Origin of the sequence: Thauera butanivorans, assembly GCF_048398245.1 — a bacterium.
Lineage (GTDB): Bacteria > Pseudomonadota > Gammaproteobacteria > Burkholderiales > Rhodocyclaceae > Thauera > Thauera butanivorans.
The window spans coordinates 4,136,121-4,161,290 of sequence record NZ_CP183038.1 but is presented as its reverse complement, the minus strand read 5'-3'; the positions used below and the strand labels follow the sequence as shown (position 1 = coordinate 4,161,290).

Annotated in this window: 25 protein-coding genes; 7 read left to right on the top strand and 18 right to left on the bottom strand. The window is 67.8% G+C overall.

The genetic code is table 11. The features are described from left to right. The 3 genes from ACNQFN_RS20170 to ACNQFN_RS20160 form a co-directional block, all read right to left on the bottom strand. Complete coding sequence (locus ACNQFN_RS20170; protein WP_068639297.1) at nt 1-489, bottom strand: DUF4124 domain-containing protein; 489 nt, start codon at nt 487-489, stop codon at nt 1-3. A gap of 134 nt (nt 490-623) precedes the next feature. Beyond that, entirely contained in the window at nt 624-2,033 is a 1,410-nt protein-coding gene (gene glnA / locus ACNQFN_RS20165) for a type I glutamate--ammonia ligase (protein WP_068639296.1), read from the bottom strand. 215 nt (nt 2,034-2,248) lie between these two features. After that, nucleotides 2,249-3,454, bottom strand: a complete 1,206-nt coding sequence (locus ACNQFN_RS20160; protein ID WP_418647405.1) for a cation diffusion facilitator family transporter — start codon at nt 3,452-3,454, stop codon at nt 2,249-2,251. A gap of 62 nt (nt 3,455-3,516) precedes the next feature. On the opposite strand from ACNQFN_RS20160, the gene ACNQFN_RS20155 reads away from it, so the two are divergent. Together ACNQFN_RS20155 and nadA are read left to right on the top strand one after the other, a co-directional pair. Then, nucleotides 3,517-3,969 carry a rhodanese-like domain-containing protein gene (locus ACNQFN_RS20155; RefSeq protein WP_418647404.1) on the top strand — a complete coding sequence of 151 codons (453 nt, stop codon included), beginning with the start codon at nt 3,517-3,519 and terminating at the stop codon, nt 3,967-3,969. 112 nt (nt 3,970-4,081) lie between these two features. Next, nucleotides 4,082-5,182, top strand: a complete 1,101-nt coding sequence (nadA, locus tag ACNQFN_RS20150) for a quinolinate synthase NadA (protein WP_068639293.1) — start codon at nt 4,082-4,084, stop codon at nt 5,180-5,182. A gap of 240 nt (nt 5,183-5,422) precedes the next feature. Here nadA and ACNQFN_RS20145 read toward each other — a convergent pair whose 3' ends face one another. Both ACNQFN_RS20145 and ACNQFN_RS20140 read right to left on the bottom strand, forming a co-directional pair. After that, nucleotides 5,423-5,851, bottom strand: coding sequence for a PaaI family thioesterase (locus ACNQFN_RS20145; RefSeq protein WP_068639292.1), 429 nt, complete (start codon nt 5,849-5,851; stop codon nt 5,423-5,425). A gap of 73 nt (nt 5,852-5,924) precedes the next feature. Further along, nucleotides 5,925-7,139, bottom strand: coding sequence for an MFS transporter (locus ACNQFN_RS20140; protein WP_068639289.1), 1,215 nt, complete (start codon nt 7,137-7,139; stop codon nt 5,925-5,927). 375 nt (nt 7,140-7,514) lie between these two features. Between ACNQFN_RS20140 and ACNQFN_RS20135 the strand changes: the two genes are divergently transcribed. From ACNQFN_RS20135 to clsB, 3 genes are all read left to right on the top strand, one after another. Further along, the gene (locus ACNQFN_RS20135) at nt 7,515-8,429 is read left to right on the top strand and encodes a LysR family transcriptional regulator (protein ID WP_418647403.1); all 915 of its coding nucleotides are present in this window, start codon (nt 7,515-7,517) and stop codon (nt 8,427-8,429) included. A 160-nt stretch (nt 8,430-8,589) separates the two neighbouring features. Then, nucleotides 8,590-9,339, top strand: a complete 750-nt coding sequence (locus tag ACNQFN_RS20130) for an endonuclease/exonuclease/phosphatase family protein (protein WP_068639287.1) — start codon at nt 8,590-8,592, stop codon at nt 9,337-9,339. Further along, nucleotides 9,339-10,493 (top strand): cardiolipin synthase ClsB, encoded by a 1,155-nt coding sequence (gene clsB / locus ACNQFN_RS20125; protein ID WP_418648940.1) that lies wholly within the window; start codon nt 9,339-9,341, stop codon nt 10,491-10,493. The genes ACNQFN_RS20130 and clsB overlap by 1 nt, the downstream gene beginning before the upstream one ends. A 38-nt stretch (nt 10,494-10,531) precedes the next feature. Here clsB and ACNQFN_RS20120 read toward each other — a convergent pair whose 3' ends face one another. Beyond that, nucleotides 10,532-10,960, bottom strand: a complete 429-nt coding sequence (locus tag ACNQFN_RS20120) for a CoA-binding protein (RefSeq protein ID WP_068639286.1) — start codon at nt 10,958-10,960, stop codon at nt 10,532-10,534. Next, nucleotides 10,882-11,898, bottom strand: coding sequence for a tRNA glutamyl-Q(34) synthetase GluQRS (gene gluQRS, locus ACNQFN_RS20115; protein WP_068639290.1), 1,017 nt, complete (start codon nt 11,896-11,898; stop codon nt 10,882-10,884). Before gluQRS ends, ACNQFN_RS20120 begins: the two co-directional genes overlap by 79 nt. Nucleotides 11,899-12,152: 254 nt before the next feature. Between gluQRS and ACNQFN_RS20110 the strand changes: the two genes are divergently transcribed. Next, on the top strand, nt 12,153-12,587 hold the full coding sequence (locus tag ACNQFN_RS20110) for a c-type cytochrome (protein ID WP_418647402.1): 435 nt from the start codon (nt 12,153-12,155) through the stop codon (nt 12,585-12,587). Nucleotides 12,588-12,742: 155 nt separating this feature from the next. Here the strand turns inward: ACNQFN_RS20110 and ACNQFN_RS20105 are convergent, their stop codons facing one another. The 10 genes from ACNQFN_RS20105 to nosZ form a co-directional block, all read right to left on the bottom strand. Further along, nucleotides 12,743-13,375 carry a nitrous oxide reductase accessory protein NosL gene (locus ACNQFN_RS20105; protein ID WP_418647401.1) on the bottom strand — a complete coding sequence of 211 codons (633 nt, stop codon included), beginning with the start codon at nt 13,373-13,375 and terminating at the stop codon, nt 12,743-12,745. Further along, entirely contained in the window at nt 13,372-13,737 is a 366-nt protein-coding gene (locus ACNQFN_RS20100; RefSeq protein ID WP_068639283.1) for a hypothetical protein, read from the bottom strand. The genes ACNQFN_RS20105 and ACNQFN_RS20100 overlap by 4 nt, the downstream gene beginning before the upstream one ends. Beyond that, on the bottom strand, nt 13,737-14,009 hold the full coding sequence (locus ACNQFN_RS20095) for a hypothetical protein (protein ID WP_068639282.1): 273 nt from the start codon (nt 14,007-14,009) through the stop codon (nt 13,737-13,739). The genes ACNQFN_RS20100 and ACNQFN_RS20095 overlap by 1 nt, the downstream gene beginning before the upstream one ends. Before the next feature lie 13 nt (nt 14,010-14,022). Beyond that, on the bottom strand, nt 14,023-14,583 hold the full coding sequence (locus tag ACNQFN_RS20090; RefSeq protein WP_418647400.1) for a nitrous oxide reductase accessory protein NosL: 561 nt from the start codon (nt 14,581-14,583) through the stop codon (nt 14,023-14,025). A 29-nt stretch (nt 14,584-14,612) separates the two neighbouring features. Further along, a complete protein-coding gene (locus ACNQFN_RS20085) occupies nt 14,613-15,443 on the bottom strand; it encodes an ABC transporter permease (RefSeq protein WP_068636620.1) in 831 nt (276 codons plus the stop codon). Nucleotides 15,444-15,454: 11 nt separating this feature from the next. Continuing rightward, nucleotides 15,455-16,396 carry an ABC transporter ATP-binding protein gene (locus ACNQFN_RS20080; protein ID WP_068636619.1) on the bottom strand — a complete coding sequence of 314 codons (942 nt, stop codon included), beginning with the start codon at nt 16,394-16,396 and terminating at the stop codon, nt 15,455-15,457. Continuing rightward, nucleotides 16,368-17,654: a nitrous oxide reductase family maturation protein NosD gene (locus ACNQFN_RS20075; protein ID WP_418647399.1), complete on the bottom strand. Its 1,287-nt coding sequence runs from the start codon at nt 17,652-17,654 to the stop codon at nt 16,368-16,370. Before ACNQFN_RS20075 ends, ACNQFN_RS20080 begins: the two co-directional genes overlap by 29 nt. Nucleotides 17,655-17,815: 161 nt before the next feature. After that, entirely contained in the window at nt 17,816-18,241 is a 426-nt protein-coding gene (locus tag ACNQFN_RS20070) for a transcription regulator (RefSeq protein WP_068638902.1), read from the bottom strand. Continuing rightward, nucleotides 18,238-20,451, bottom strand: a complete 2,214-nt coding sequence (locus ACNQFN_RS20065; protein WP_068638901.1) for a NosR/NirI family protein — start codon at nt 20,449-20,451, stop codon at nt 18,238-18,240. The genes ACNQFN_RS20070 and ACNQFN_RS20065 overlap by 4 nt, the downstream gene beginning before the upstream one ends. 153 nt (nt 20,452-20,604) lie before the next feature. Next, nucleotides 20,605-22,560: a TAT-dependent nitrous-oxide reductase gene (nosZ, locus tag ACNQFN_RS20060; RefSeq protein WP_418647398.1), complete on the bottom strand. Its 1,956-nt coding sequence runs from the start codon at nt 22,558-22,560 to the stop codon at nt 20,605-20,607. A gap of 213 nt (nt 22,561-22,773) precedes the next feature. Between nosZ and ACNQFN_RS20055 the strand changes: the two genes are divergently transcribed. Beyond that, nucleotides 22,774-24,114, top strand: coding sequence for a sensor histidine kinase (locus ACNQFN_RS20055; RefSeq protein ID WP_418647397.1), 1,341 nt, complete (start codon nt 22,774-22,776; stop codon nt 24,112-24,114). 109 nt (nt 24,115-24,223) lie between these two features. Here the strand turns inward: ACNQFN_RS20055 and ACNQFN_RS20050 are convergent, their stop codons facing one another. Continuing rightward, a complete protein-coding gene (locus tag ACNQFN_RS20050; RefSeq protein WP_418647396.1) occupies nt 24,224-25,051 on the bottom strand; it encodes a TlpA family protein disulfide reductase in 828 nt (275 codons plus the stop codon). Nucleotides 25,052-25,170: the final 119 nt, after the last annotated feature.

The following is a 25,170-nucleotide window of genomic DNA, read 5'->3' as shown; positions in this document are numbered from 1 at the left end:
TCACCGCAGGCCGGAAATCTCCCGGCGCAGGGCTTCGATGTTGCGCTTGTGCAGCTCGACCTTGTCCTTGTACGGCTGCAGGCGGTCGAGCACTTTCTGGTAGTTGCGTTCGTCGCCGAGGCGGATCGATTCCTGTTCGGCCAGCGCGGCTTCGGCTGCCGCCAGCGCGGTTTCCTCGTTTTCCAGCTCGGACTGCAGCACCTGGCGGCGGCTGTCGTCGCGGGCGCGCTGGTCGTCGGGGCTGACCCGGGGGAAGTTCGACGGCGAGGAGGACGGCGTGGTGCCCGGCGTCGTCGCCGGGCGGCGCACCGGGGCAGGCACGGTCGATACCGACTGGCCGGTATCGAGCGCGGTACAGCCGCGCGCTGCGCTGGGGTCGTTGGTGTAGGTCACGCGGCCTTCGGCGTCGATGCACTTGTAGACCGCTGCCTGGGCGGGCAGGGCGGTGTGGAGCAGCAGGGTCAGCGGGAGGATTCGAAGCAGGCGCATGCTGGTGTTCGTCGGTTCGCTGCGCCGGACGGGGTCGGACCGGCGCCATTCTGATGGAATGGTGGCTCGATTAGACCCCATAAAAAAAGGACGGGCAATGCCCGTCCTCTCCGGCTTGTGCAGTAGTCCTCGGGTCAGAGGCTATAGTACATGTCGAATTCCACCGGGTGGGTGGTGACGCGCATGCGGTTGACTTCCTCCATCTTCAGCTCGATGTAGGCGTCGATGAAGTCGTTGGAGAACACGCCGCCGCGGGTCAGGAACTCGCGGTCCTTGTCGAGGTAGTCCAGCGCCTGGTCGAGGCTGGTGCACACGGTCGGGATCAGCGCGTCTTCTTCCGGCGGCAGGTCGTACAGGTTCTTGTCGGCCGGATCGCCCGGGTGGATCTTGTTCTGGATGCCGTCCAGGCCCGCCATCAGCAGCGCGGCAAAGCACAGGTAGGGGTTGGCCAGCGGGTCCGGGAAGCGCGCCTCGATGCGGCGGCCCTTCGGGTTGGCGACGTAGGGGATGCGGATCGAAGCCGAACGGTTGCGGGCCGAGTAGGCCAGCTTGGTCGGCGCCTCGTAGTGCGGCACCAGGCGCTTGTACGAGTTCGTGCCCGGGTTGGTGATCGCGTTCAGCGCGCGGGCGTGCTTGATGATGCCGCCGATGTAGTACAGCGCGGTTTCCGACAGGCCGGCGTAGCCGTTGCCGGCGAACAGGTTCTGGCCGTCCTTCCAGATCGACTGGTGCACGTGCATGCCGGAGCCGTTGTCGCCGACGATGGGCTTGGGCATGAAGGTCGCGGTCTTGCCGTACTGGTGGGCGACGTTGTGCACGATGTACTTCAGCACCTGGGTCCAGTCGGCGCGCTTGGTCAGCGTGCTGAACTTGGTGCCGATCTCGCACTGGCCGGCATTGGCGACTTCGTGGTGATGCACTTCGACCGGTACGCCGCAGGCTTCGAGTGCCAGCACCATGGCGGCGCGGATGTCGTTCAGGCTATCGACCGGCGGCACCGGGAAGTAGCCGCCCTTGACGCGCGGACGGTGGCCGGTGTTGCCGCCTTCGAACTTGTCGGCGGTGGACCAGGCGGCCTCTTCCGAGATGATCTTGCTGTAGACGCCGGACATGTCGACCGACCATTCGACCGAGTCGAAGATGAAGAACTCGGGCTCGGGGCCGAAGAAGGCGGTGTCGCCGATGCCGGTGCTCTTCAGGTAGGCCTCGGCGCGCTTGGCGATCGAGCGCGGGTCGCGGTCGTAGCCCTTGCCGTCGGACGGCTCGATGACGTCGCAGGTCACCACCAGCGTGGTTTCGTCGAAGAAGGGGTCGATGTAGGCGGACGCGGGTTCCGGCATCAGGATCATGTCCGAAGCCTGGATGCCCTTCCAGCCGGCCAGCGAGGAGCCGTCGAAGGGGTGGCCGTGCTCGAAGTGCTCTTCCTCGAAAGCGGAAACCGGCAGGCCGACGTGGTGTTCCTTGCCGCGGGTATCGGTGAAGCGCAGATCCACGAAGCGGACTTCGTTTTCCTGGATCATCTTCATGACGTCTTGGGCGTTCATGTTCACTCCTGATGAGATGAGGCGTTGGTTGCGTAGTGGTTTGCACACCGGTACTGGACCCGTGAGCGGGAATTCGTCGTTCGAGTAAGCATCAAGCGTGCCAGGCATAATTCCTGTCCGCGGCTCATTGTGCCACAAGGGCTGATGCGCAATGGCGGTGCCATCCCGCCAGGGGAATGCACCATGGCAGTGCCTGATTCACGCCACATGCACCATCATGGTGCGATTTGCTGAAAGAAGCGGATCGAACGGTATTCGGCATGTGCTTCCAGCCAGGCTTCGGTGCGCCGGCGAAGCGCTTCCAGTTGCCCGGCAGGCACGGCGGCAGGCAGCAGCACCTCGACGTCGATCCGCTTGCCCAGGTAGTGGATCTGTATCCGCAGGGGGGCGGGGGCATCGCTGCCGGGCCCGATGCCGAGCAACTGGCCGATCGCGGCGGCGACGTCCTTGCGCGCGGGCAGCGGGCCGGCAGGCATCGCCCGTGGACCGCCGTCGTCCTCGGGGTCGATATGCACCAGCATGTCCTGTATTTCGGGGTGGGCCGCGCGCACGTGAAGGTAAACCTCGTCCGACACCCGATGGCCTTCGGATACCGTCAGCCGCGGTTCGACCTGCACGTGGGCGTCGCACAGCACCCGGCCGGCCATGCGCCGTGTGCGCATGTCGTGCAGGCCGATGACGCCGGGCGTCGCTTCGATGGTTTCCCGGATGCGCGCCAGTTCGTCTTCCGACAAGCCGGTATCGATCAGTTCCCGGATGGCCTTCCAGGCCAGGCGGACCCCCATGCCCACGATCAGGAAGCCCACCAGCGCGGCGGCCAGCGGCTCGAGGAAAGGGTAGCCCGCCAGGCTGCCGCCGATGCCGATCGCCACCACCAGCGATGATGCCGCGTCCGAGCGCGCATGCCAGGCGTTGGCTTCCAGCAGCGGCGCCTTCAGCCGCCGCGCGGCGGCCAGCGTGTAGCGGAACAGGCCTTCCTTGGCGGCCAGGGTCAGCAATGCCATCGCGAGGGCGGCCGGATGCAGGTCCGGCAAGGCGTCCATGTGCTGCAGGCGCAGCCCCGAGCTCCACAGGAAACCGATGCCGACTGCCGCGAGCACGGCGCCGAGCAGCATTGTCATGACCGTTTCGATGCGGCCGTGGCCGTAAGGGTGGTTGCTGTCGGCCGGGTCGGCGCCGCGGCGGCCGGCGAACAGTACCAGCACGTCGGTGACCAGATCGGACAGCGTGTGGGCCGCATCCGCCACCAGGCTGAAGGCATTGGCGAACAGGCCGACGGTGATCTGCGCGAGCGAAAGCAGCGCGTTGGTGGCAATGGCGATCAGCGTGGTGCGCTGGATGCCCCGGCTGCGCACGGCCTCGTCGCCGTTCGGCGGCAACGGTGCGCGGGCTGTGGGCGGGTGCGGATGAGCGTGGTTCATGCGGGAGCCTGGGAAGGACGCGCTATACTTCGCGCGATACACGATTCTAGACGGATGCTCGCATGGGAACCCTGTCCGACCTGCTGGCGCTGGCCCGCCAGCGCGCCGCAGACCTCGAACTGCCCTACCAGGGTGCGCTGACGCCGGCCGAAGCTTGGCAGGTGCTGCAGCTCGCGCCGGGCGCCAGGCTGGTCGACGTGCGCACGCGTGCCGAGCTCGACTGGGTCGGACGGGTGCCCGGAGCGGTCGAGATCGAGTGGCTGTCCTGGCCCGGTATGCAGCGCAATGCCAATTTCGTCAATCAGCTCAAGCACCAGGTCGATGCCGAGGCGCTGGTGATGTTCCTGTGCCGCTCCGGCGGCCGCTCCGACGATGCCGCCCGCGTGGCGGTCGAAGCCGGCTACAGCAACTGCTACAACGTGCTCGAAGGCTTCGAAGGCGACAAGGACGCCAACGGCCAGCGCAACAGGGTAGGCGGCTGGCGCCATGCCGGCCTGCCCTGGCGGCAGGGCTGAGCTTTTCCTTACAATCCGGGCGCCCGCCACCGGAACCCCTCCGGGCGAGGCTGCTCCGAGTCACGAAGGCCGACAGGCCTGCATCCCTTCCTACAGGAACCGGACCCGCATCATGCAAGTAGCCACCATCAGCTTCGACCGCTTCAACGCGCTCGCCGACGACGAGGCGCAGGAGCGCATCCGTGCCGCCCGCGCCCGCCTCGGCGATCGCGCGGTGCTGCTGTGCCACCACTACCAGCGTGCCGACGTCTACCAGCACGCCGACCTCACCGGAGATTCGCTCAAGCTGGCCCGCCTGGCCTCGCAGACCGAAGCCGAGTACATCGTCTTCTGCGGCGTGCACTTCATGGCCGAAGTCGCCGACATCCTGTCCAAGCCAAGCCAGGTCGCCATCCTGCCCGACCTCGCCGCCGGCTGTTCGATGGCCGACATGGCCAACCTGGCCAAGGTCGAGCGCTGCTGGCGCGAGCTTGCCGAAGTGCTGGACAAGCCCGACGAACTGATCACGCCGGTCACCTACATCAACTCCGCCGCCGACCTGAAAGCCTTCTGCGGCGAGCACGGTGGCATCGTCTGCACCTCGACCAACGCGCCCACCATCCTCGACTGGGCCTTCGCCAAGCGCGAGAAGGTGCTGTTCTTCCCCGACCAGCACCTCGGCCGCTGGACCGGCTTCAAGAAAGGCATCCCGCTCGACGAAATGGTGGTGTGGGATCCCGACCTCGAATACGGCGGCCTCACGCCCGAGCAGATCCGCAGCGCGAAGATCCTGCTGTGGAAGGGACACTGCTCGGTGCACCAGATGTTCCAGCCGGTGCATATCGACCGCTGGCGCGAGAAGAACCCGGGCGGCCTGGTGATCTCGCACCCCGAAAGCAGCCTCGACGTGTGCCGCAAGTCCGACTATGTCGGCTCGACCGAGTACATCATCAACACCATCACCGCCGCGCCCGAAGGCACGCGCTGGCTGGTGGGCACCGAACTGAACCTCGTCAGCCGGCTGGCCGAGGAAATGAAGCCGCAAGGCAAGCACGTCCAGTTCATGGCGCCGACGGTGTGCATGTGCTCGACCATGCAGCGCATCGACCCGCAGCACCTTGCCTGGACGCTGGAAAACCTCGCCGACGGCAAGGTCGTCAACCAGATCAAGGTGCCGGAACACGAGGCCGAACTGGCCCGCATCGCCCTCGACCGCATGCTCGCCGTGTCCTGAACACGCACCTGCAGGAACGAAAAGGGCGGCTTTCCTCGCGGGAGCCGCCCTTTTTGCATCAGGCCTTGCTGCGACGTGTCGACAAAACTGAGAAACGGCGACACGTCTGGGTGATATGTCGCTGCTGGCGACATGTCCTCAGAACGTGTCGTTATTTTCGAGAATCGGCGGCACGTCGCATTGAGCTGCCGCCGGCGAAGGCGTGAGCGGTGCCGCTGCCCACGCCCGCAGCAGCACGAATCACTTCGGCCACAGAATCATCTGCGTGCAGCGGAACAACGCGATGGTACGGCCGCTGGCTTCGTCGCTGACGGTCGCGTCCCACACCTGGGTGGTACGGCCGAGGTGCTGGGCGGTGGCGACGCAGCGGATCGCGCCTTCGCGCACGGTGCCGAGGTGGTTGCTCTTCAGTTCGATGGTGGTGAAGGATTCCGCGCCCTCCGGCAGATGGGCGACGGTGGCGTAGCCGCAACTGGTGTCGGCCAGCGCCACCACGCTGGCGGCGTGCAGGAACTCGTTGGGGGCGATGTGCAGCTTCTTCACCGGCATGCGGCTGCTCAGAGTTCCCTGGGCGACGCTCAGGATCTCGATGCCGAGGTAGCCGGGCAGGTATTCGCCGCCGCGCTCGTTCAGCAGGGCGACGTCGATGTCGGGGCGCAGGACGCTCATGGTTGTGTTTCCTTCGTGGTGGCAGTGGGCGGTTGAAGTGGGGCGTCGTTGCGGGCTGGCGGCAGCGTTCGGATCAGGCCGGCTGCGGCACGCGTACCACCGGTGCTTCGCGGATCGGCAGGTTCAGCACCGCGGCGAGCGCGGCCAGGGCGATGTCGGCGTACCACATCCAGCTGTAGTCGCCGGTCAGCGTGATGCTGATGCCGCCCAGCCAGGCGCCGAGGAAGCCGCCGATCTGGTGCGACAGCAGCGTCAGGCCGAACAGCGTGCCGAGGTAGCGGATGCCGAACAGCTTGCCGACCAGCGCCGCGGTGGGCGGCACGGTGGCCAGCCAGGTGAAGCCCAGCCCGGCGGCGAACAGGTAGAAGGTCCATTCCGTCTTCGGCAGCATCAGGTACAGTGCCACCAGCACTGCGCGCGAGGCATACATCAGCGCCAGCACGTTGCGGCTGCGATAGCGCGCCACCCAGGAGCCGGCATACAGGCTGCCGAAGATGTTGGCGAGGCCGATGATCGCCAGCGACCAACTCGCCACCGAGGGTGGCAGGCCGCACAGATCCACTTCGCCCGGCAGATGGGTGACGAGGAAGGCGATGTGGAAACCGCAGGTGAAGAAACCCGCATGCAGCAGCAGATAGCTGCGATCGCCCATCGCTTCGCGCACCGCACGCCGCAGGCCGCCTTTTTCCTCTGCCGGCCGTGCAGCCGCATGGTCGCTTTGGGCCACCTTGCCGATCAGCGGCAGCGCCGCCAGCGTCATCACCGCCAGCGACCACAGCGCCCCCATCCAGCCGAACAGCTGGATCAGCTTCTGCAGCAAGGGCGCGAACACGAACTGGCCGAAGGAGCCGCCGGCATTGATCACGCCCGAGGCCGCGCCGCGCGCTTCCGCCGGCAGGCGCTGGGCGGCGGCGCCGATCAGCACCGAGAAGCTGCCCGCACCCGAGCCGATCGCCGACAGCAGGCCGAGCGACACCACCAGGCCGAAGGTGGAATCCATGAAAGGCGTGATGGCGCTGCCCAGCGCCAGCACCAGGATGCCGGCGACCAGCACCGCGCGCGGCCCCCAGCGGTCGGCGGCGGCGCCGGCGATGGGCTGGATCGCGCCCCAGGTGAATTGGCCGACGGCCAGCGCCAGGCTGATCGAGGCGATGCCCAGCCCGGTGGCGCTGTTGAGCGGGCTGACGAACAGGCCGAGCGACTGGCGTGCGCCCATCGTGATGGCGAGGATGCCGGCGGCGGCGAGGGTGATGGCGAGCACGCCGGGCTGGCGCAGGGAGCGGAACATTCGGAGCGATCCGGAGAGGAGTGAGAAATGGAGCCGTTCGGTGGGATGGAAGAGACAGGGCGTCGGCGCGGCTGGAGATGGCGTGAGGATAGTTTCCTCATCGTATACGGAGAAGCCCGCGATTCGATGCGTCGTGTCAACGAACCGTTGACGATGTCGCCTCCGAAGGAAGACCATCTCTACCTGATCAGTCGGCTACCCAGCTTTTTCGCAGCGGCTTGAATCGGGGGCGCCGAGCTGCTCCCGCCGCCTTGTTGCCGCTCCAAACGCTGCCGTCGCGGCTCAAGCCGCTACAGGGGTCCCGGAGGGGTCTTCATCCGAACCACAGGAGAAAACGAGAATGAAGCCAACCGGGAACCGCTGGACGGAGGCCCGATGAACTGGCTGCCTGCCTGGGACTGCTTCGTCCGCGTCGCCGAAGGCGGCAGCATGGCGGCGGCTGCACGCACGCTGGGCTGCACCCGCGCCCAAGTCAGCAAGCAGATGGCCGAACTGGAGCGCCGTCTGGGGGCGCGGCTGTTCGAGCGCTCCACGCGTCGGCTGGCGCTGACGCCGGCCGGCGAAGTGTTCCGCCAGCATGCGCTGCGTGCGCTGGAGGCGGTGGACAGCACCGAGCTCGCGGTGCGCAATCTCGGTGACCGGCCCTGCGGCACGCTGCGGGTGAGCGCCACCGTCGCCTTCGGCCGCCATTGCGTGGCGCCGCTGTTGCCGGAGGTCGTGGCCGCCCATCCGGAACTCGAGATCGAGCTGATCCTCACCGATCAGGTCGTCGACCTGGTCGGCGACAACATCGACCTCGCGCTGCGCATGACGCGCCTGCCGCCGGACGACGCGGTGGCTCGCCGCATCGTCAGCCTGCGCCGGGTGGTGTGCGCCGCGCCAGCCTATCTCGCCCGCCATGGCTGCCCGCGCCAGCCGCTGGATCTGCTGCAGCACCAGTGCCTGAGCTATGTGCTCGGCGACAACAAGCGCTGGGTGCTGATCGACGGCCAGGGTGTCGAGACCGTGGTGCCGGTGCGCAGCCGCATCCATTTCAACAACATCGACTGCATCTTCGATGCGGTGCGCGCCGGCCATGGCATCGCCATCCTGCCGACCTACCTGTGCCATCGGGAGCTGGCATCGGGAGTGCTGCAGACCGTGCTGGACGACTACGAGCCGGACATCGTGTTCGGTCGCGACCTGTACGCCTGCTACACCCCCAGCCGGGTGCGCCTGCCCAAGCTGCGCGTCTTTCTCGACGCCCTGCTGGGGCATTTCCAGCCGCTGCCGCCGTGGGAGCGCACTTGAAGCGCCGCCGCGCGGCATCGTCCGGTCGCGCCCGAAAAGGCCTGACATCGTGATCCCGCAGGTGCCGTGCATGCTTTTCGTGCCGGAAACGCTTTAATTTCCACGTGCGGGCCGCATATGATGTCCCGTGACCGCATGCTGACCGGGGACCCTTCCGCTCATGAATCTGCGCATCTGTACCTACAACATCCACAAGGGCTTCTCGCAGTTCAACCGCCGCATGGTGGTGCACGAACTGCGCGACCGCCTGCGGACGCTGGATTCCGATCTCGTTTTTCTGCAGGAAGTGCAGGGGCTGCACCTGCGCCACCCCGAGCGTCATCCGAGCTGGCCCGCCCTGCCACAGCACGAGTTCCTCGCCGAGGAGAACTGGCACCAGACCGCCTACGGCGGCAATGCGGTGTATGACCACGGCCATCACGGCAATGCCATCCTCAGCCGCCATGCGATCCTGAGCCATGCCAACCACGACGTGTCCGACCACCGCTTCGAGCGCCGCGGCCTGCTGCACGCCGAGGTGGAAGTGCCGGGCTTCGACACGCCGGTACACTGTGTCTGCGTGCATCTGGGGTTGATGGGCGGCAGCCGGCGGCGGCAGATGGAAACACTGGCCGAACGCATGGAGCACGTCGCGCCCGACGGTGAACCCTTGATCATCGCCGGCGATTTCAACGACTGGCGCAACCATGCCGACCGCCTGCTGGCCAGCCGGCTCGGCCTGGTCGAAGCCTTCGGCAGCGACCGCGGGCGGCCGGCGCGCAGCTTTCCGAGCGCACTGCCCTTCTTCCGTCTCGATCGCATCTATGTGCGGGGCTTCCGCATCCGGCGCGCCGAGGTGCATTTCGGTGCGCCCTGGGCGCAGATTTCCGACCACGCAGCGCTGACGGCCGAACTGGAGCCGCTGGCTTGATCTCCTTCCGGTCCGGCAACGCGGTGCGTCTGCTGGAAAACGGCGAACAGTATTTCCCCGCACTGCGGGACGCGATCGACCGCGCCGGACAGGAGATATTCCTGCAGGGCTACATCTTCGAGCCGGACGAGACCGGGCGCAGCATCGCCGCCGCGCTCGAACGCGCCGCCGCGCGCGGTGTGGAGGTCAGGCTGATGGTCGACGGCTTCGGCGGCCGCAGCTTCGTCGCCCACCTGATGCCGCGGCTGCTCGAAAATGGCGTCAAGGTGCTGATTTATCGTCCCGAGCTGCGCGCGCTGTCGCTGCGGCGCCATCGCCTGCGCCGCCTGCATCGCAAAGTGGTGGTGGTGGACGGGCGCGAGGCTTTCGTCGGCGGCATCAACATCATCGATGATTTCCATGCCGACGGCCCGGCGCATCCGCGCTACGACTACGCCGTGCATGTGCAGGGGCCGATCCTGGCGCCGATCCTCGCGTCCGCGCAGCGCCTGTGGCGCCTGCTGTCATGGGTCAGCTTCCGCCGCCGTTCGCATCAGCCGCTGGGCGCGCCGGCGCAGACCGAGGCGGCCGGCGACATCCGCGCCGCCTTCGTCGTGCGCGACAACCTGCGCTTTCGCCATGCGATCGAGAATGCCTACCTGGACGCGATCGGCAGCGCCCGGCACGAGGTCGTCATCGCCAATGCCTACTTCTTTCCCGGCCGGCGTTTCCGCCAAGCACTGGTCGATGCCGCCGAGCGCGGCGTGGAGGTCGTCCTGCTGCTGCAGGGCGTGGGCGACCACCCGCTGCAGCGCCACGCCACGCGCGCGCTCTATCCGTATTTCATGAAGCATGGCATCCGGCTGTTCGAATACCAGCGCAGCCAGCTGCACGCCAAGGTGGCAGTGGTGGATGGCCGCTGGGCGACGGTGGGTTCGAGCAACATCGATGCTTTCAGCCTGCTGCTGGCGCGCGAGGCCAACGTCGTCGTCGACGACGAGGCCTTCGCCGCCGGGCTGCGTGCCAGCCTGGCGCGCGAGATGGAGGCCGGCGCGGTGGAGCTGCGCCCGTCGGACTGGCGCCGGCTGTCGCTGCTGCAGCGCGCCCTGACCTGGGCTTCGTACCAGATCGTCCGCCTGGCGATCGGCCTGGCGGGCTACGGCGGCAAGCATTGAGGCCTTGCCGTGCGGGTTTGCTGCCTGTACGGCAGTGTTCAGCCCTGCCGGCTCAGCGCCATGTGCTCGACTTCGGCGCAGCGGTTCATCACCACTTTCAGCCCGGCGTCGGCAGCACGTTGCGCCGCCTCGGGCGCGATCACGCCCAGCTGCATCCACAGGCAGCCGGCGCCGGCGGCGATCGCGTCCTCGGCCACTGCCATCACTTCGTCCGGCTTGCGGAACACGTCCACGATGTCGATCGGGCCGGGCGCTTCGCGCACGCTGGGGTAGCACTTCTCGCCCAATACCTCGTCGTGGGCCGGGTTGACCGGAATGATGGTGTAGCCGGCATCGCGCAGGTAGCGCGCGACCGCGTTGCTCGGCCGATGGGGCTTCGGCGAGATGCCTACGATCGCGATTCTGCGGGCGGTGGAGAGCAGTTCGCGGATGGCGCCGCGGTCGGCGGAGAGGTCGTTGGGGTGCATGATGTCCTCGGTGGGTCGATGGTGGTTGCGGGAGCGTGGCGCTGGCGCGGCACGGCGTCGAGCCGCCAGTGCCGGAAGGCCCAGCGCCAGACTTCGGCGAGCGGGGCGTGATCGAGTCCGGCCGCCGGCGCCTGGCCGAGAAAGCGCAGCGCCGCGCACAGTGCCGCAGCCGGCGGGTGTTCGTCGATGGCGCGGGCGAGGGTCTGCTTCGACAGCTTTTCGCCCGCGGCGTTGGTGGCGACCGGCAGGTGGGCGTAGGCCGGCTGCGGCATGCCGAGCAGACCTTGCAGATGGATCTGGCGGGCGGTCGAGTCGAGCAGGTCGGCGCCGCGCACGGCGTGGGTGACGCCCGCTTCGGCGTCGTCCACCACCACGGCCAGCTGGTAGGCGAACAGGCCGTCGGCGCGCAGCACCACGTAGTCGCCGGCGTCGAGCGCGAGATCCTGCTGCTGCCAGCCCTGGATTGCGTCGTCGAAGCCGATCACGCCCTCGGCCCGCACCCGCCATGCGCGTGCAATGCGCCCGGGCGGCAGGCCGTCGCGGCAGGTGCCGGGGTAGCGCCGCGAACCGTCGCGGGCGAGCGCCGAATCCGCCATCTCGCGCCGCGTACAGGCGCAGGGAAAGGCGTGGCCGGCCGCTTTCAATTGCTCCAGCGCGGCGCGGTAGGCATCGTTGCGGCGGCTCTGCCAGACGATCTCGCCATCCCATTCGAAGCCGAAGCGCGCCAGCGTGGCGATGATGCCTTCGGCCGCGCCGGGCACGGTGCGCGGCGTATCGACGTCCTCGATCCGCAGCAGCCAGCGCCCGCCGTGGCGGCGCGCTTCCAGATAGCTGCCCGCCGCTGCGACCAGCGAGCCGAAATGCAGCGGGCCGCTGGGCGAGGGCGCGAAGCGGCCGACATGGGGGGGCGAAGAAGAAGCGAGGTCGAGAGTGTTCATGGAGAGGTCGGGCGGATGCAGGCCGGGGGGCTGCCGCGGCACCGGGGCTGCCCGCAGGGGATTTTCCTCGATTCTGCAGCGCTTGCAGCGGTCGGCTTCGGCACGGGCCGTGCTGCATGCGCCGGACCGATGCTTTAGCAGGACAAATTGATTCCTGTCAATCACAGGCTCTCGGCTCGGCACGTAGCATTCCCGGGTGCGATGCGCCGTGTCCTGTGCCGCATCGTTTGTCAGATACCCACCGGAGAGCTCCAATGAAAAAGACCCCGCTGATCCTCGCCACCGTCCTTGCCGGGCTGCTTGCCGCCTGTGGCGGGCAGGATTCTGGCAGTTCCGCCGGTTCTGCACCGGCGCCCGCTGCGCCCGCGCCCGCCGCCCCGCCTGCTGCCGCTGCACCGGCCCCCGCACCTGCTCCGGCGGCCGCTGCCCCGGCCAATGCCGGGGGCGAGAGTGTTTACAAGAAAACCTGCGCGCTGTGCCACGCCGCAGGCGTCGCCGGTGCGCCGATTCCCGGCAACAAGGACGAATGGGCACCGCGCATCGCCCAGGGTACCGAGACCTTGTACAAGCACGCGATCGAAGGCTTCACCGGCGAAAAAGGCATGATGCCGGCCCGCGGCGGCGCAGCGACGCTGCCCGACGACGACGTCAAGGCCGCAGTGGACTTCATGGTGGCGAAGTCGCAGTAAGCCACGACCATGCCCGATGCGCGAGCCCTGGCGGCTCGCGCATCGGGCACGACAGACAGGCGGAGGCGGCGAAAGCCTCCGTTTCTCGTTTACCGGCCCCGGCTGGCATGCCAGGGTCTGCGCGGCACGGCAACGCGCTGCCGCGTGCGGGGGTTTCAGTGCATGTGCCCGCTGTGGGCCGCGCTGCGCAGGTCGCGCACGGTGCTGCGGTCGATTTCGTCGAAGGCCAGGGCGCGGCCGCCGTGTTCGGCGATGAAGGCCTGGGCCGCAGCAGCTTCGGCGAAGGCCGGCAGGTCGGGGCCGCGCATCGGGCCGCGTACGCCGGAGCCGATGACGAAGACGGCCTTGCGCGCATCCAGCCAGCCGCCGCTGAGGTGGTCGGCAACGTAGAGCGCGGCGGCGTCTTCCGCGGTGTGCTCGGCGTCGAAGCGGGCCGGCTCGTCGAGGAAGGCGAAGAGGTCGACCGGCGAATCGAAGAAATGCACCGAGCCGTCGCTGAAGATGATCTGCGCCGCCCAGTTCGGGAAGCGTGCCGGGTACATGCCGCACACCGGGCAGCGCGCATCCGCCGGTACCGGGCGCGCTGCAAGCATGTCCAGGCCCGATGCGGGGTCGTAGGGATGGGCGGCCGACACCCGTGCCGGCGCGACGATGCAGATGTCCTCGGCGGGCGGCACGAACTCCACTGCCGGACTCCTGGCCGCGTAATGTACGAACAGCGCGCCGGCCGCCGCCGTGCATAGCGCCGCGGCGCCGAGCAGGAGGGGACGGCGGCTGGCGGGTGTCATGGCTGTGAAGCGAGCAGGGGATCGCGCATGAGGGCGGCGATCAGCGCGCCGACGTTGGCCTCGGGGCTGGCGTCGATGCGGGTGACGGGATCGGCTGCCACGGTGCCGTCGGCGCGGTGCAGGTGGTTGGGGCGGGTGGGCAGCCGGGTGTGGATGGGGGCGGTGTCGATGCCCATTTCCGGCGTGTCCGGTCCGCTGTTCCAGCGCAGCGAATAGGCATCGGGCGCGGCATAGCGCACGGTCAGCATGACGCCGTTGTGCAGGGCGATGGTCAGCGCGTCCTGCGTGAGCCGTGGCGGCGTGGCGAGCGCATCCGCATGTTCGCGCCCGATGTGTTCGAGGATGGCCGTATGCAGCTTCATCAGCGGTTCAGCTCCTTCAGGCTGGCGGCCATCGCTTCGCGCGCAGCCTGGTGCGTCTCGGCGAGGATGCGTGCCGCCAGATAGTGTTCATAGGCAGGGTGTTCGTCGATGCCGCCGTCGATGATGCGCTGGAGCAGGGTCTGTTCGTCCGCTGCGCCGACGGCCTGCAGCACCGTGCGCCGGTGCTCGCGCGTTTCATAGACGAGGCGGGCGAGCCGTTCGAGCTCGGGGGCGGCTTCGGGGGGAAGGGCGTCGTAGATCGTTGCGCTCATGTCGTGGCCTTGTTTACATGGATTGGTCGTGCAGCGCGCCGCCATCGAGGATGGCCATGTCTGGCGTGACGTCGCTGAACTTCAGCACCTTGCCGCCGTGCTGTGCGGCGAAGGCCCGGGCGTCGGCCTCGGTTGCGAACGAAGCGGCGGTCGGCCCCATCGAGCCCAGCCGCTTCGAGCCGAAGACGTAGAAGGCCTGGCGGGCATCGATCCAGTGGCCGGCCGGCGCGTCCCAGTCGGCCTTGCCCATGTCCTGCACGAAAATGCCGGTGACGCGGCGCGCCTGCTCCGGGCTGAGGTGGATGTTGAACATCTCCAGCGTGTCGCAGAACCAGTCGGGTTCGGCCACGCCGGCGTAATGGATCTGCGCCTTGGGGCCGGGGTAGTCGGCCAGCAGCATGCCGTCGAGCGCGCAGCTGGTGCTGCGCTCGATCTCGAGCGCGACGACCGAAGCGCTGCCGCCGTCCGTGCCGCCGCAGGCCGCGAGCAGGCCGGTGGCGACACCGGCGGCCAGGAAGCGGCGCCGGTCGAAGGATGACCGGGGGGTGTGGCGGCAGCCGTGGTGTGTGCACATGTCTGTTCTCCTGTCGCAATCTTGGGTTGTCAGGCGCGGCCCGCGCCGAGGCGGAAGCGCCAGGCGGCGATGGCCAGCGGCAGCGCGATCCAGCCGGCCATCACCAGCCCGAGCAGCCAGGGCCTGGCCAGCGCGGGCGGGAACACGGTGGCCAGGCCGTACAGCGTGCGCACGTCCTCGAGCGAGAAGATGTTGAGGATGCGGAAGACGTCGGCCGGATTGAGCAGCAGCAGGTAGGGCAGCGCCTCGCCGCCCCACTGGCCGGCGGTGACGACCAGCACGCCGAGCAGCAGCAGGTCGAAGATCAGCACGAAGAAGAACCACATCGCGATCGCCAGGCCCGAGGCGCGGGTGCGGTCGGCGGCGAACACCGACAGCATCACCGCCAGGCTGAGGAAGGCGCAGCCGAGCAGCACCGAACTGATCATGAAGCCCAGGTAGTGGTACAGCGCATTGAGGTCGAGCTGGGCCGACAGCACGACGCCGACCAGGCCGAAGCCGGCGATGGTGGAAAAGGCCAGCGCGCCGGCCAGGCCGAGGTACTTGCCCAGCAGCAGCTCGACGCGGGTGATCGGCATCGACAGCAGCAGGTCGAGCGAGCCGCGCTCGCGCTCGCCGACGATGGCGTCGAAGCCGAGCACCAGCGCGATCAGCGGGATCAGGTAGATCACCAGGCTGACCAGGCTGGCGATGGTCACCTCGATCGAGCGGAAACCCACCGCGCCCTGCTGGGCGGCGCCGAAATAGGCGATCGACAGCGCGAAGGCGGTAAACACCAGCGCCACCGCCAGCACCCAGCGGTTGCGGATGCGGTCCCAGAATTCCTTGCCGGCGATGGCGGCGATCTGCGAAAACTCCATGGTCCGCCCCTTTAGTCCGAGAAGCCGAAGAACACGTCTTCGAGCGAAGGTTCGCGCACGCCGAGGTCGCGCACCTTGTCGCCGAGCGCGGCCAGCGCGGCGATCACCGCCATCTTGGCCTCGCGCGGGCACTGCACCGCGACGTGATCGTCGCGCGCCTCGATCGCGCCCACCGGCAGGCTGCCCAGCGCCGCGCGCACCGCCTCGAAGTCCTCGGGCGCCACGCGCACGCTGAACCACAGCGGCAGCGCCATCTGCTCGCGCAGGGCCTGCACGGTGCCGCTGGCCTGCACCTGGCCGGCGGCCATGATCGCCAGGCGGTCCACCCGCTCCTGGATCTCGGCCAGGATGTGCGAGGTGATGACCGTGGTCACGCCCTGGCTCTTCAACTGGCGCAGGATGGCGTAGAAGCCGCGGATCGCCTCGGGGTCGAGGCCGGTGGTGGGTTCGTCGAGGAACAGGATGCGCGGCTGGCCGAGCAGGGCCTGGGCGAAGCCGAGGCGCTGGCGCATGCCCTTGGAGTACTCGCGCACCCGCCGCCGGGCGGCGTGGGCCAGGCCGACGCGCTCGAGCAGGGCGGCATGATTCTGCCCGGCCACGCCTTTCAGCCTGGCGAAGAAGTGCAGCGTCTCCAGCCCGGTGAGATTGTCGTACAGCACCACGTTCTCGGGCAGGTAGCCGATCTTGCGCCGCACCGCGCGGAAGTCGCCGCCGCTCACCGGCGCGCCGTCGATGCGGATCTCGCCCGCGGAAAGCGGGATCAGGCCGAGCATCATCTTGAACAGCGTGCTCTTGCCGGCGCCGTTGTGGCCGATCAGGCCGAACAGTTCGCCTTCGCGCACGTCCAGGTCGACGCCATCGACCGCGTGGATGGCGCCATAGTGCTTGCGCACGCCGCGGGCGGTGATCACCGCGCGGGTCGTGTCACTCGGAGCGGGGGAAATATCGGCCACGCCATTGGCTCCAGTCGGGGTTGTGCGGCTGCATGCGCGGTTTGGGGTCGACGATGCTGGGCGCGCGCAGCAGCGGGAACTGCTGGCCGACCAGGCGCAGCGTCTGCACCGCGGGGCTGGCCAGCAGCAGCTTCATCATCGGGTGGCGCCAGGACAGGCGGTCCACCATGTCGTTGGCTTCGTACCGGACGTCGCCGGCGCCGTCGCCGTCGCGGTCCCAGCCGAGGTAGTTGCTCCAGTAGTTGCCCGTCTGCTCGCCCCAGACCATGTCGCGGGCGCCGACGTAGCGCACCTGCTCGCGGTTGGCGATGAAGTCGTTGCCTTCGACCTGGTTGTTCTTCGAGCCCGCCCACAGGTGGATGCCGACGCGGTTGTCGATCACCGCGTTGCCGCGCAGCGCGTTGTATTCGGCATCGTAGATGAAGAAGCCGCGCTGGTTGCCGGCGACGACGTTGTTCTCGATCACCGAGTCCTGGATGGTGCGCAGCATGATGCCGTGGTCCGAGTTGGCCCAGGCGCGGTTGTTGCGCACGGTCAGGCGGCGCACTTCCATCAGCGCCAGCCCGCCGCGATTCATCCAGCTGTCGTTGCCTTCCCAGACGTTGTCGTAGGCGTTCATGTAGTGCGTGCCGTAGCGGCTGTGGTGCAGGCGGTTGTCGCGGAACAGCGCGTCGTGCGAAACATCGACGTACAGCGCGTCGCGCACGAAGCTGATGTTGTTGCCGATGATCCGCGCGCGACGCGTGTTGTAGAGCTGGATGCCGTTGCCGCGCTGCGAGGAGCGCAGCTCGCGCTTGCCGGTGATCAGGTTGCCTTCGATCAGCACGTCGTTCGACTGCTCGATCCACAGCCCGAACAAGGTGTAGGAGAAGTCGCAGTTGCGTATCACGGTGTGGTGCGAACCCGGCCAGACGTAGATGCCGGCGTTCTGCTCGCGCAGGCTGGCGCCGGAGTCGGCGATGATCAGGCCTTCGATGGTGACGTGCTCGGCCTTGATGCGGATGGTGTCGCCGCGCAGGTCGCCCGATATCGTCGGGCGGTCGATGCCGCGCAGCGTCAGCGGCCGGGTGATCAGCAGGTTCTCGACGTAGCGGGCGCGTTCGACTTCGATGGTGTCGCCCGGTGCGGCGCGGTCGATCGCGGCCTGGATGGATTCGCCCGCCTTCACCCGCCACACCGCGGCAGCAGCCGGCAGGGCGAGTGTGGCCAGCAAGGCAAGAGCTGCAGCAAGGCGAAAGAGGCGGGCGGGCAGAGGCATTGATCCGTCGGTGCTTGAGCGTGGGGCGATTATGCGACGCAATGTCTCAGTGTGCCTTGATCTTGGCAAAGTGGGGACCTGCCCCTTGGCGGCCGCGGCGCCGGCTGCGTCGCAAACGATCACCGCCCGCGGGGACGGACGGTGATCGTGCGGAGGAAGACTCAGAGCACCAGCAGGCCGAGACTCTTGAGGGCGATGAACAGCGTTGCGCCGATCAGCAGGTTCTTGAAGCCGACGTAGCAGATCATGTCCATCACGCTCGCCTTGCGGTAGCGCTGGCTCCACCATGGGCCTTCCTTGACGTAGGGCTTGGAGCCGAGGCGGACCACGACTTCGAACACGCTCCAGCCGAACCACCAGCCGATGATCGTGTTGGGGGCAAGGTCGTTGCCCAGTGCCGCCAGCACCCAGACGAGGGTGGCGGCGATCGCGATCGCCAGGCTGGCGGCCTGGATCGTGCGCTGGCGCTGGAAGCCGCTGCGGCTCCAGGGCCACAGGTGGTCCCATATCTCGGCGCCGATGTGCGCCAGGACGCCGCCGGGGTAGGGCGGCTCCACCGGCTCGGTCATGCTGCGGGGGTCGATCATGATGCGCTCCTCGTCGATGCGACGGCGCTCAGGCCTTGGGCGGCTGGCGCCGGCTGGATCGGGATGTAGTAGCCGTCCTTGCCGATCGGCGTCAGCGGCAGGCCGGCCTTGGTGCGGCGCTTGCGCTCCTGCGCCAGCGGCGGGCAGGTGTTCTCGTCGGTGTAGAGGACCATGCAGTCGAGGCAGTGCATGCATTCGCGATGGTCGATGCGGCCGTGCTCGTCGATCGCCAGCGAACCGCAGCCCACTGCGCAGGCCTTGCAGGTGCTGCATTCCTGCTTGCGCTTGAGGCCGAACCAGCGGAAGGTCGAAGGCATCGCCAGCGAGGCGCCGAGCGGGCACAGGTACTTGCAGAACGGCCGCTCCATGAAGATCGACAGGCCGAGCAGCACCGCCACGAACAAGGTGTAGGGCCAGGCGCGGTTGAACATGCCGACGAGGAAGGTGGTCTTGAACGGCTCAACCTCGGCCAGCATCTCGGCCAAGCCCATCGAGAACACCGATACTGCCAGCAGGACGAAGAACACCACGTACTTGACCCACTTCAGGCGGTTGTGCCACTTCATCGGCAGCTCGAACTGGAAGCGCTTGAGGCCGATCGCTTCGGCCACCTTGTGGATCAGCTCCGACAGCGAGCCAAAGGGGCACATCCAGCCGCAGAACAGTCCCCGGCCCCACACGAAAGTGGTGAGGATGATGAAGATCCAGAACAGGAAGATGAAGGGATCGGTCAGGAACAGCTCCCATTTCCACTGAAACAGCAGCGAATGGAACCAGGTCAGCACCTGGGTGATCGAGGGCTGTGCGAGCAGACCGAAACCGACGAAGACGATGCTGATCACCCAGAAGGTGTATTTGAAGGCGTTGACCGGCCACTTGTTCTTGCGCGTCGAGCGCCGCGTCAGCGCGTCGCGGTTGCCGTAGACCACGGCTACGGCAAGCAACAGTGCGGCGAACAGGCCGATCTCCACGGCGCGGGTCTTCCACACCCGCATCCAGGGCGCATCCGGTTTCTTCACCACCGGGCGACCACCTTCGAGATAGCTTGCGGGCAGCCAGTATTCCTGGTCGAAGTTCACGAAGGTGCGTGCTCCCGTCGCCCGGTCGACGCGGTTGCCGAGGAAGATGAACTTCCACGGGAAGGCGCCGGAGAAGGCCGGCGAACGGATGATGAAGATGCCGGATTCGTTGAAGGCCGGTGCGCCGGGCGCGGCGAGGCCGTACAGGTTCAGGTAGTCGAGGTCGCGGAAGGTGAAGGCGTCCTGGCCCTGGCGGACCTGGATGCGGTCGTAGATGCCGCCGCGCACGAAGCCCGAGCCCTTGAAGGATTCGTTGCCGCGGGTGCGGATCACGAACAGCGCATGCTCGCCTTCGGCCAGCCGGCTCATCAGCGAGCGCCAGCCGGTCTCGCCCATGATCGCGCGGCCGACTTCGGGGTGGTTCAGATAGCCGTACCACAGCTCGATGAAGGGTTCGCTGCTGCGCTCGAGGCCGACCTGCTCGGGCATCACCGCCAGGCGTTGGACCACGCCTTCCTTGACCATGGTGTTCCAGTCGAGCGCACGGCCGTGGTCGACGAAGCTCGCCTGCGGACGCACGGTCGCTTCGAGGATGCCGACCTGGCGGCCGACTGCCGCACCCGACATCATCATCACCTGGTTCTGGGCGATGACCGTCACGGTGGCGCCGGAGATCGCATCCAGGCCGATGATGTCCTCGTCGGGGCGGGAGCGGCCGATCTCGATGTTGTCGCCGACGAACTTGCCCAGGTACTGGTCGTTGAACTTGATCAGCGCGGACTCGGGAATGCCGAGCAGCAGGATGGGTTCGGAGTGCTTGAGGATCTTGATGCCGGCGAAGTGGCCGTCGGGGGTCAGGCCGATCAGCGTGATCACCGGCTTGCCGGAGTAGGCCGGCGTGTCGGTGACGTCGGTCGACAGCACGACGTAGCCGACCAGCTTGCGCGTACCGTTCTCCTCGGCATAACCCTCGACGTAGAAAGGCTGGCCCTTGCGCTCGGAAAAGCTCGTCGCGCCGGGCAGCACCTCGCTACAGGGAACGTAGTCGCACAGCGCGGGGGCGGTGTTCACTTCGGGCGCCAGCTTGGCCTCGTAGGCGGTCTGGGCCTGGACGGGGGCCGTGGTACAGGCGATGGCGGCGGTAAGGAGCAGGGCGGACAGGGAGTCGCGCAGTGCGGACAGCAGCTTCATGGCGCTCTCCATAAGTGAATTGCGATGAAGTCTAGGAAAGCGGAGTGGCGCTGTATTTGTCGCGGATCAATTTGCCCGGAGGGCGTGCCGCGTGCCCGGAAAGGCCACAGGGGGCTGGCGCCCCCTGTGTTCCGTGTTGCCGGAGTGCGATCGTCAGGCTTCGACGATCATGCGGCTGCGCATTTCCAGGTGCAGCGCATGGCAGAAGTGCGTGCAGTAGCACCAGAACACGCCCGGTTTGTCGGCGGTGAAGGTGACCGACTTGGTTTCCTGCGGATTGACGATGAAGTTGACGTTGTAGTTCGGGATCGCGAAGCCGTGGGTCAGATCCTCGATCTTGTCCAGGTTGGTCAGGATGATGGTGACTTCGTCGCCGACCTTGACCCTGAACTCGCGCGGCTCGAAGGCCGGCGCCAGCGAGGTGATCTTGACCGTGACCTTGTTGCCGTCGCGGAACACGCCGGCTTCCTTCGGATCCTTGACCGCGTTCGGGAAGTCGCCGAGGTCATAGACCTGCTTCGGTTGCAGCAGCTCGCGCTTGAAGATGATGAAGTCGTGCGGCTCGGGGCGGACCGGGTGGTCGGCCATCAGCACCATCTTCTCGCCCGAGATATCGACCAGTTGCTCGGTTTCGGCGTGCAGCGGGCCGACCGGCAGGAAGCGGTCCTTGGAGAACTTGCAACCCACGCACAGCCACTTGCCGTCGGCGAACATGGTCTCGGACTGCGAGGCGTTGATGTGGCCGGGCTGGTAATGCACGTCCAGGCGATCGACGACGTATTGCACGTTGGTGTCGCCAGCGTGGAACTTGATTGCCGCATCGACGTTCCACTTCACGATCTGGCTGTCGAGGAACAGCGTGGTGTAGGCGTTGCCGCGGCCGTCGAAGGCGGTGTGCAGCGGGCCGAGGCCGAGTTCGACTTCGGCGACGATGGCCTTGTCGACGTCGTCGAGCTTGCCGTCGAACCAGTCCAGCACCTTGGCGAGTTCGATCACGGTGCCGGTCGGCGACAGCTTGCCGGCGCAGATGAAGTACTTGCCGTCCGGGCTGGCGTTGACCCCGTGCGGGTTCTTCGGCACGGACACATAGGCGACCAGCGCGGTCGTGGGGTCGGCGTTGGCTGCCTTGGTGCCATCGACCACCGGCACCTTGGAGGCGCCGTAGGTGGTGAACTTGCCGTCCTTGACCGCCTGCTCGATGCGGCCGATGTTGAAGAAGATGCAGGCGTCGCGTTCGGCCGACATCATGCCTTCATAGTGGTAGCCGCCTTCGGTGTTGTACTGGTTCGAGGCGGCGAGCTTGCCGTCGTACGAGGTTGCGACGAGGTCGCAGTTGCCGTCGATCAGAACCTGCCAGCGGACCTCCATGGTCTCGGCATCGACGCAGCTGAAGAGCGCGCGGTATTGTTCCGGCGAGTCGATGTCACGGCCGTCATTCGGCAGCGGAGTATGGAACTCGGCGCCGCAGAACACGCGGGTGGTGTAGTTGATGGCGGGGTCGACCGGGTCGCGCTTGTCCGGGAAGATGCCGTGGAAGCCCTGCACGTTGGGCAGTTGGGTGATCTTGTCGCACACCAGGTAGTCGAGCCGGATGCGGGCGATGCGGCTGTTGATCTTGTCGTTGATCCAGGCATAGCGGCCGTCGTAGTTGCCGTCCTTGTAGGAGGCATGGGTGTGGTGGGTGTCGCCGACGGTGTAGCGCAGGCTGCCGTCGGGCTTGGTGCCCATGACGGCTTTCGATTCGTTGGTGATGCCCCAGCCCACCAGCGCGTCGGGCACGAAGCATGGCACGCGGTGCAGTTCGCGCCCGGACGGCAGGCCGAGCACACGGAAGTCGCCGGTGTGGCCGCCGCTCCACAGACCGTAGTAGGTGTCGAGCTCGCCCGGGGCCAGGTGGACCGAACTGTGTGCGGCGGCCGGGGCCGCAGCAGGCGCGGGTGCGGCCGCCGGGGCGGACGCAGCGGCAGGGGCGGATTCGTTGTTGCATGCCGAAAGCCCGACCGACAGGCCGGCACCGGCCAGGCCGGCGAAGGCGGCGGTGTTGAGGAACTTGCGGCGGCTCGGGTCGGGCATCGTACCGGCCTGGTCCATCTTCACTACTTCATTCATGATCGTGTCGCTCCCGTTCTGGCTTGATCGGTGTTCGTCCGGACACCCGAGCCCCGCCTGTGCGCGGAATGGATGCCTCTGACAAGATGCCCTGTGGCGTTTTGTCGCAGGGAGACTCTAGATCGGGCCAGAACTGCGATCCTTGATCTGTGTTAAGGATGTTCGTCATGCCCTGACCGTATCTGGACTCTCCTGCAACTGGATTTCGATCGAATGAACCGGCCGTACCGCCCGCCCGACACCCCGCTGCCCGCTGCCACGGAGCTGCAGCCCGCCGGCGCTGCAACTGCCGAGCCCGAGATCGCCGCGCTGCGCACCGGCGGTCGCCGCCTGCTGCACCTGCGCTGGCTGTCGTTCTCCGCGATGGTGGCGATGGCGGTGCTGGTGTTTCCGCTGCTGGCGCCGCTCCATCCCGTGCAGCCGCTGCTGGGCGTGGCGCTGATCCTCGCGCTGGCGAACCTGCTCCTGCTTGCCGGTCCGGTGCGCTGGCTCGACGGGCATGGCGGCGCCTGCGTGCAGTTGCTGTTCGACCTGCTCGGCTGGGGCGCTTTCCTGTATTTCGGCGGCGGTGTCACCAACCCCGCCATTTCGTTGCTGCTGCCGGTGGTGGCGGTGGGGGCGTCGGTCCTGCCGGCGCGCCAGGCCTGGCTGCTGGCGGCGGTGGCGGTCGGCGTCTACGCGGTGCTGTGGGAGTTCCATTGGCCGGTGCATCTGGCCGATGCCGCCACCGCGATGCGCTGGCATCTCGCCGGCATGTGGATCAGCTTCGCGCTGGCTGCGGCAACCGTGGTGTGGTTCATCGTCAGGCTCAATGCCGAACTGGCGAAAGGCGAGGCCGCGCTGGCCGAGGCGCGCGCCGCGCGGGCGCGCGACGCCTACGTCGTCGGCCTGGGCAATCTGGCCGCAGGTGCCGCGCACCGGCTGGGGACGCCGCTCGGCACGCTGCGCATCCTGACCGATGAGCTGCTGCGGCGACAGGATCTGGATGCCGGCGTGCGCGAAGACCTCGGCCTGATGCGCGAGCAGCTGGAGCACTGCCGGGGCATCCTCAACAGCCTGACGCGCGAGGCCGGCCAGCAGCGCGCCGAAGGCGGCGGGGCGGAATACGCCGGACCATGGCTGCGCGCCGCGGCGGCGCGCTGGCAGCGCCTGCGCCCGGAAGCCGGCTTGCGGCTGGACATCGCGCCCGAACTGTCCGCGCTCAGCCTCGTTGCCGACGCGAGCCTGGCCGAAGCGCTGCAGAACCTCATCGACAACGCGGCCAACGCCAACGCGGCGGCGGGCCGGGCCGGCACCGAGGTGGAAATGCATGCCGCGCCGGACGGCGGCATGCTGCGGATCGAGGTGCTGGACTGCGGCCCCGGCATCGACGGCGTGCGGCTCGAGGCAGCGCGCCATGCTCCGCTCGGCAGCCACGCCGAAGGCATGGGCGTCGGGCTGATGCTGGCGCACGCGGCGGTCGAGCACCACGGCGGGGGGCTGGATTTCCTTGCTCGCCCCGGCGGCGGCACCATCGCACGCGTTGTCGTGCCGCTGAGCCCGCCCGCAGCCTGAACCGGGGGGCTTCCGTCGCGGTGCTTCCGTCGCCGAGCTGCGCACTCGACGATCGGAGCTCACGGCCTCGCGCTCCGGCCCGGTGGCCTTTGAGCACAACCGGCGGTAGTCACCGCGCTGCCGCGGGAGCGTGACGGGCGCCGGTTGAGGCCAGCATCTGCTCCAGCGTCTCGTGGGAAAGCTCGCCCACGTAGCGTGTGCTCAAGCGTCCCCGGGCATCGAAGAACAGCGTGGTGGGCAAGCCCGTCTGCCCGCCCAGGTTCGCGCCTGCCTGGCCTTTGGGGTCGAGCAGCACGTGGCTCAGCTCGAGCTGCCGGCTGGCAAGGAAGCGCCGCACTTCCTCGGCAGGCTCGCCCTGGTTCAGGAAGACGAAATGAACCCGTGGATGCTCGATCTGCGCCTGTTGCAGCAAGGGCATTTCGCGCCGGCACGGCGGGCACCAGGTGGCCCAGAGATTGACGACGGTCGGCTTGCCCGAGAAGGACTGCAGCTCGATCTGCGTGCCGTCCAGGGTCCGGGCGGTGGCCGCAGCAAGGCGGATGTCGTTGCCCGCGTGCACCAGCAAGGCCATGGAGCCGAGCACCCAGGCGGCGGTGCCGCTGCCCATGCCGGCCATCAGTGGCCTGCGCACGGATGGCTGCCTGCGCATCAGCGCCAGGGCGTAGAGCCAGCCCGCGATCACGCCGATCTGGCCGTTCCAGCCGCCGTCGCGGATGTCCAGCGGCGCCTGCAGGAAGGCCTCGCGGTACTCGAACACGAAAGCCAGCCGCGCGGCAAGCAGCGTGACCAGCAGCACCCGCCAGGCCATCGCCCAGAACCCGGCGGCCTGGCGCCGGTCCAGAACCATGCCGACCGCCAAACCCAGGGCCGCGGCTCCCGCGGCGAGCAGCAGGGGCCATGGCAATGCCAGGGAGCCGATATGCTGTACCGGATTCATGTTTCACACTTCGATGCCATGCAACACATCCAGATCATCTCCCCGTCCAGCGTACGTGAAAACGCCCTGGCACGCAGGGAACGGGCACACGGCTCCGACATGCATGCCTTCCTCTGCGG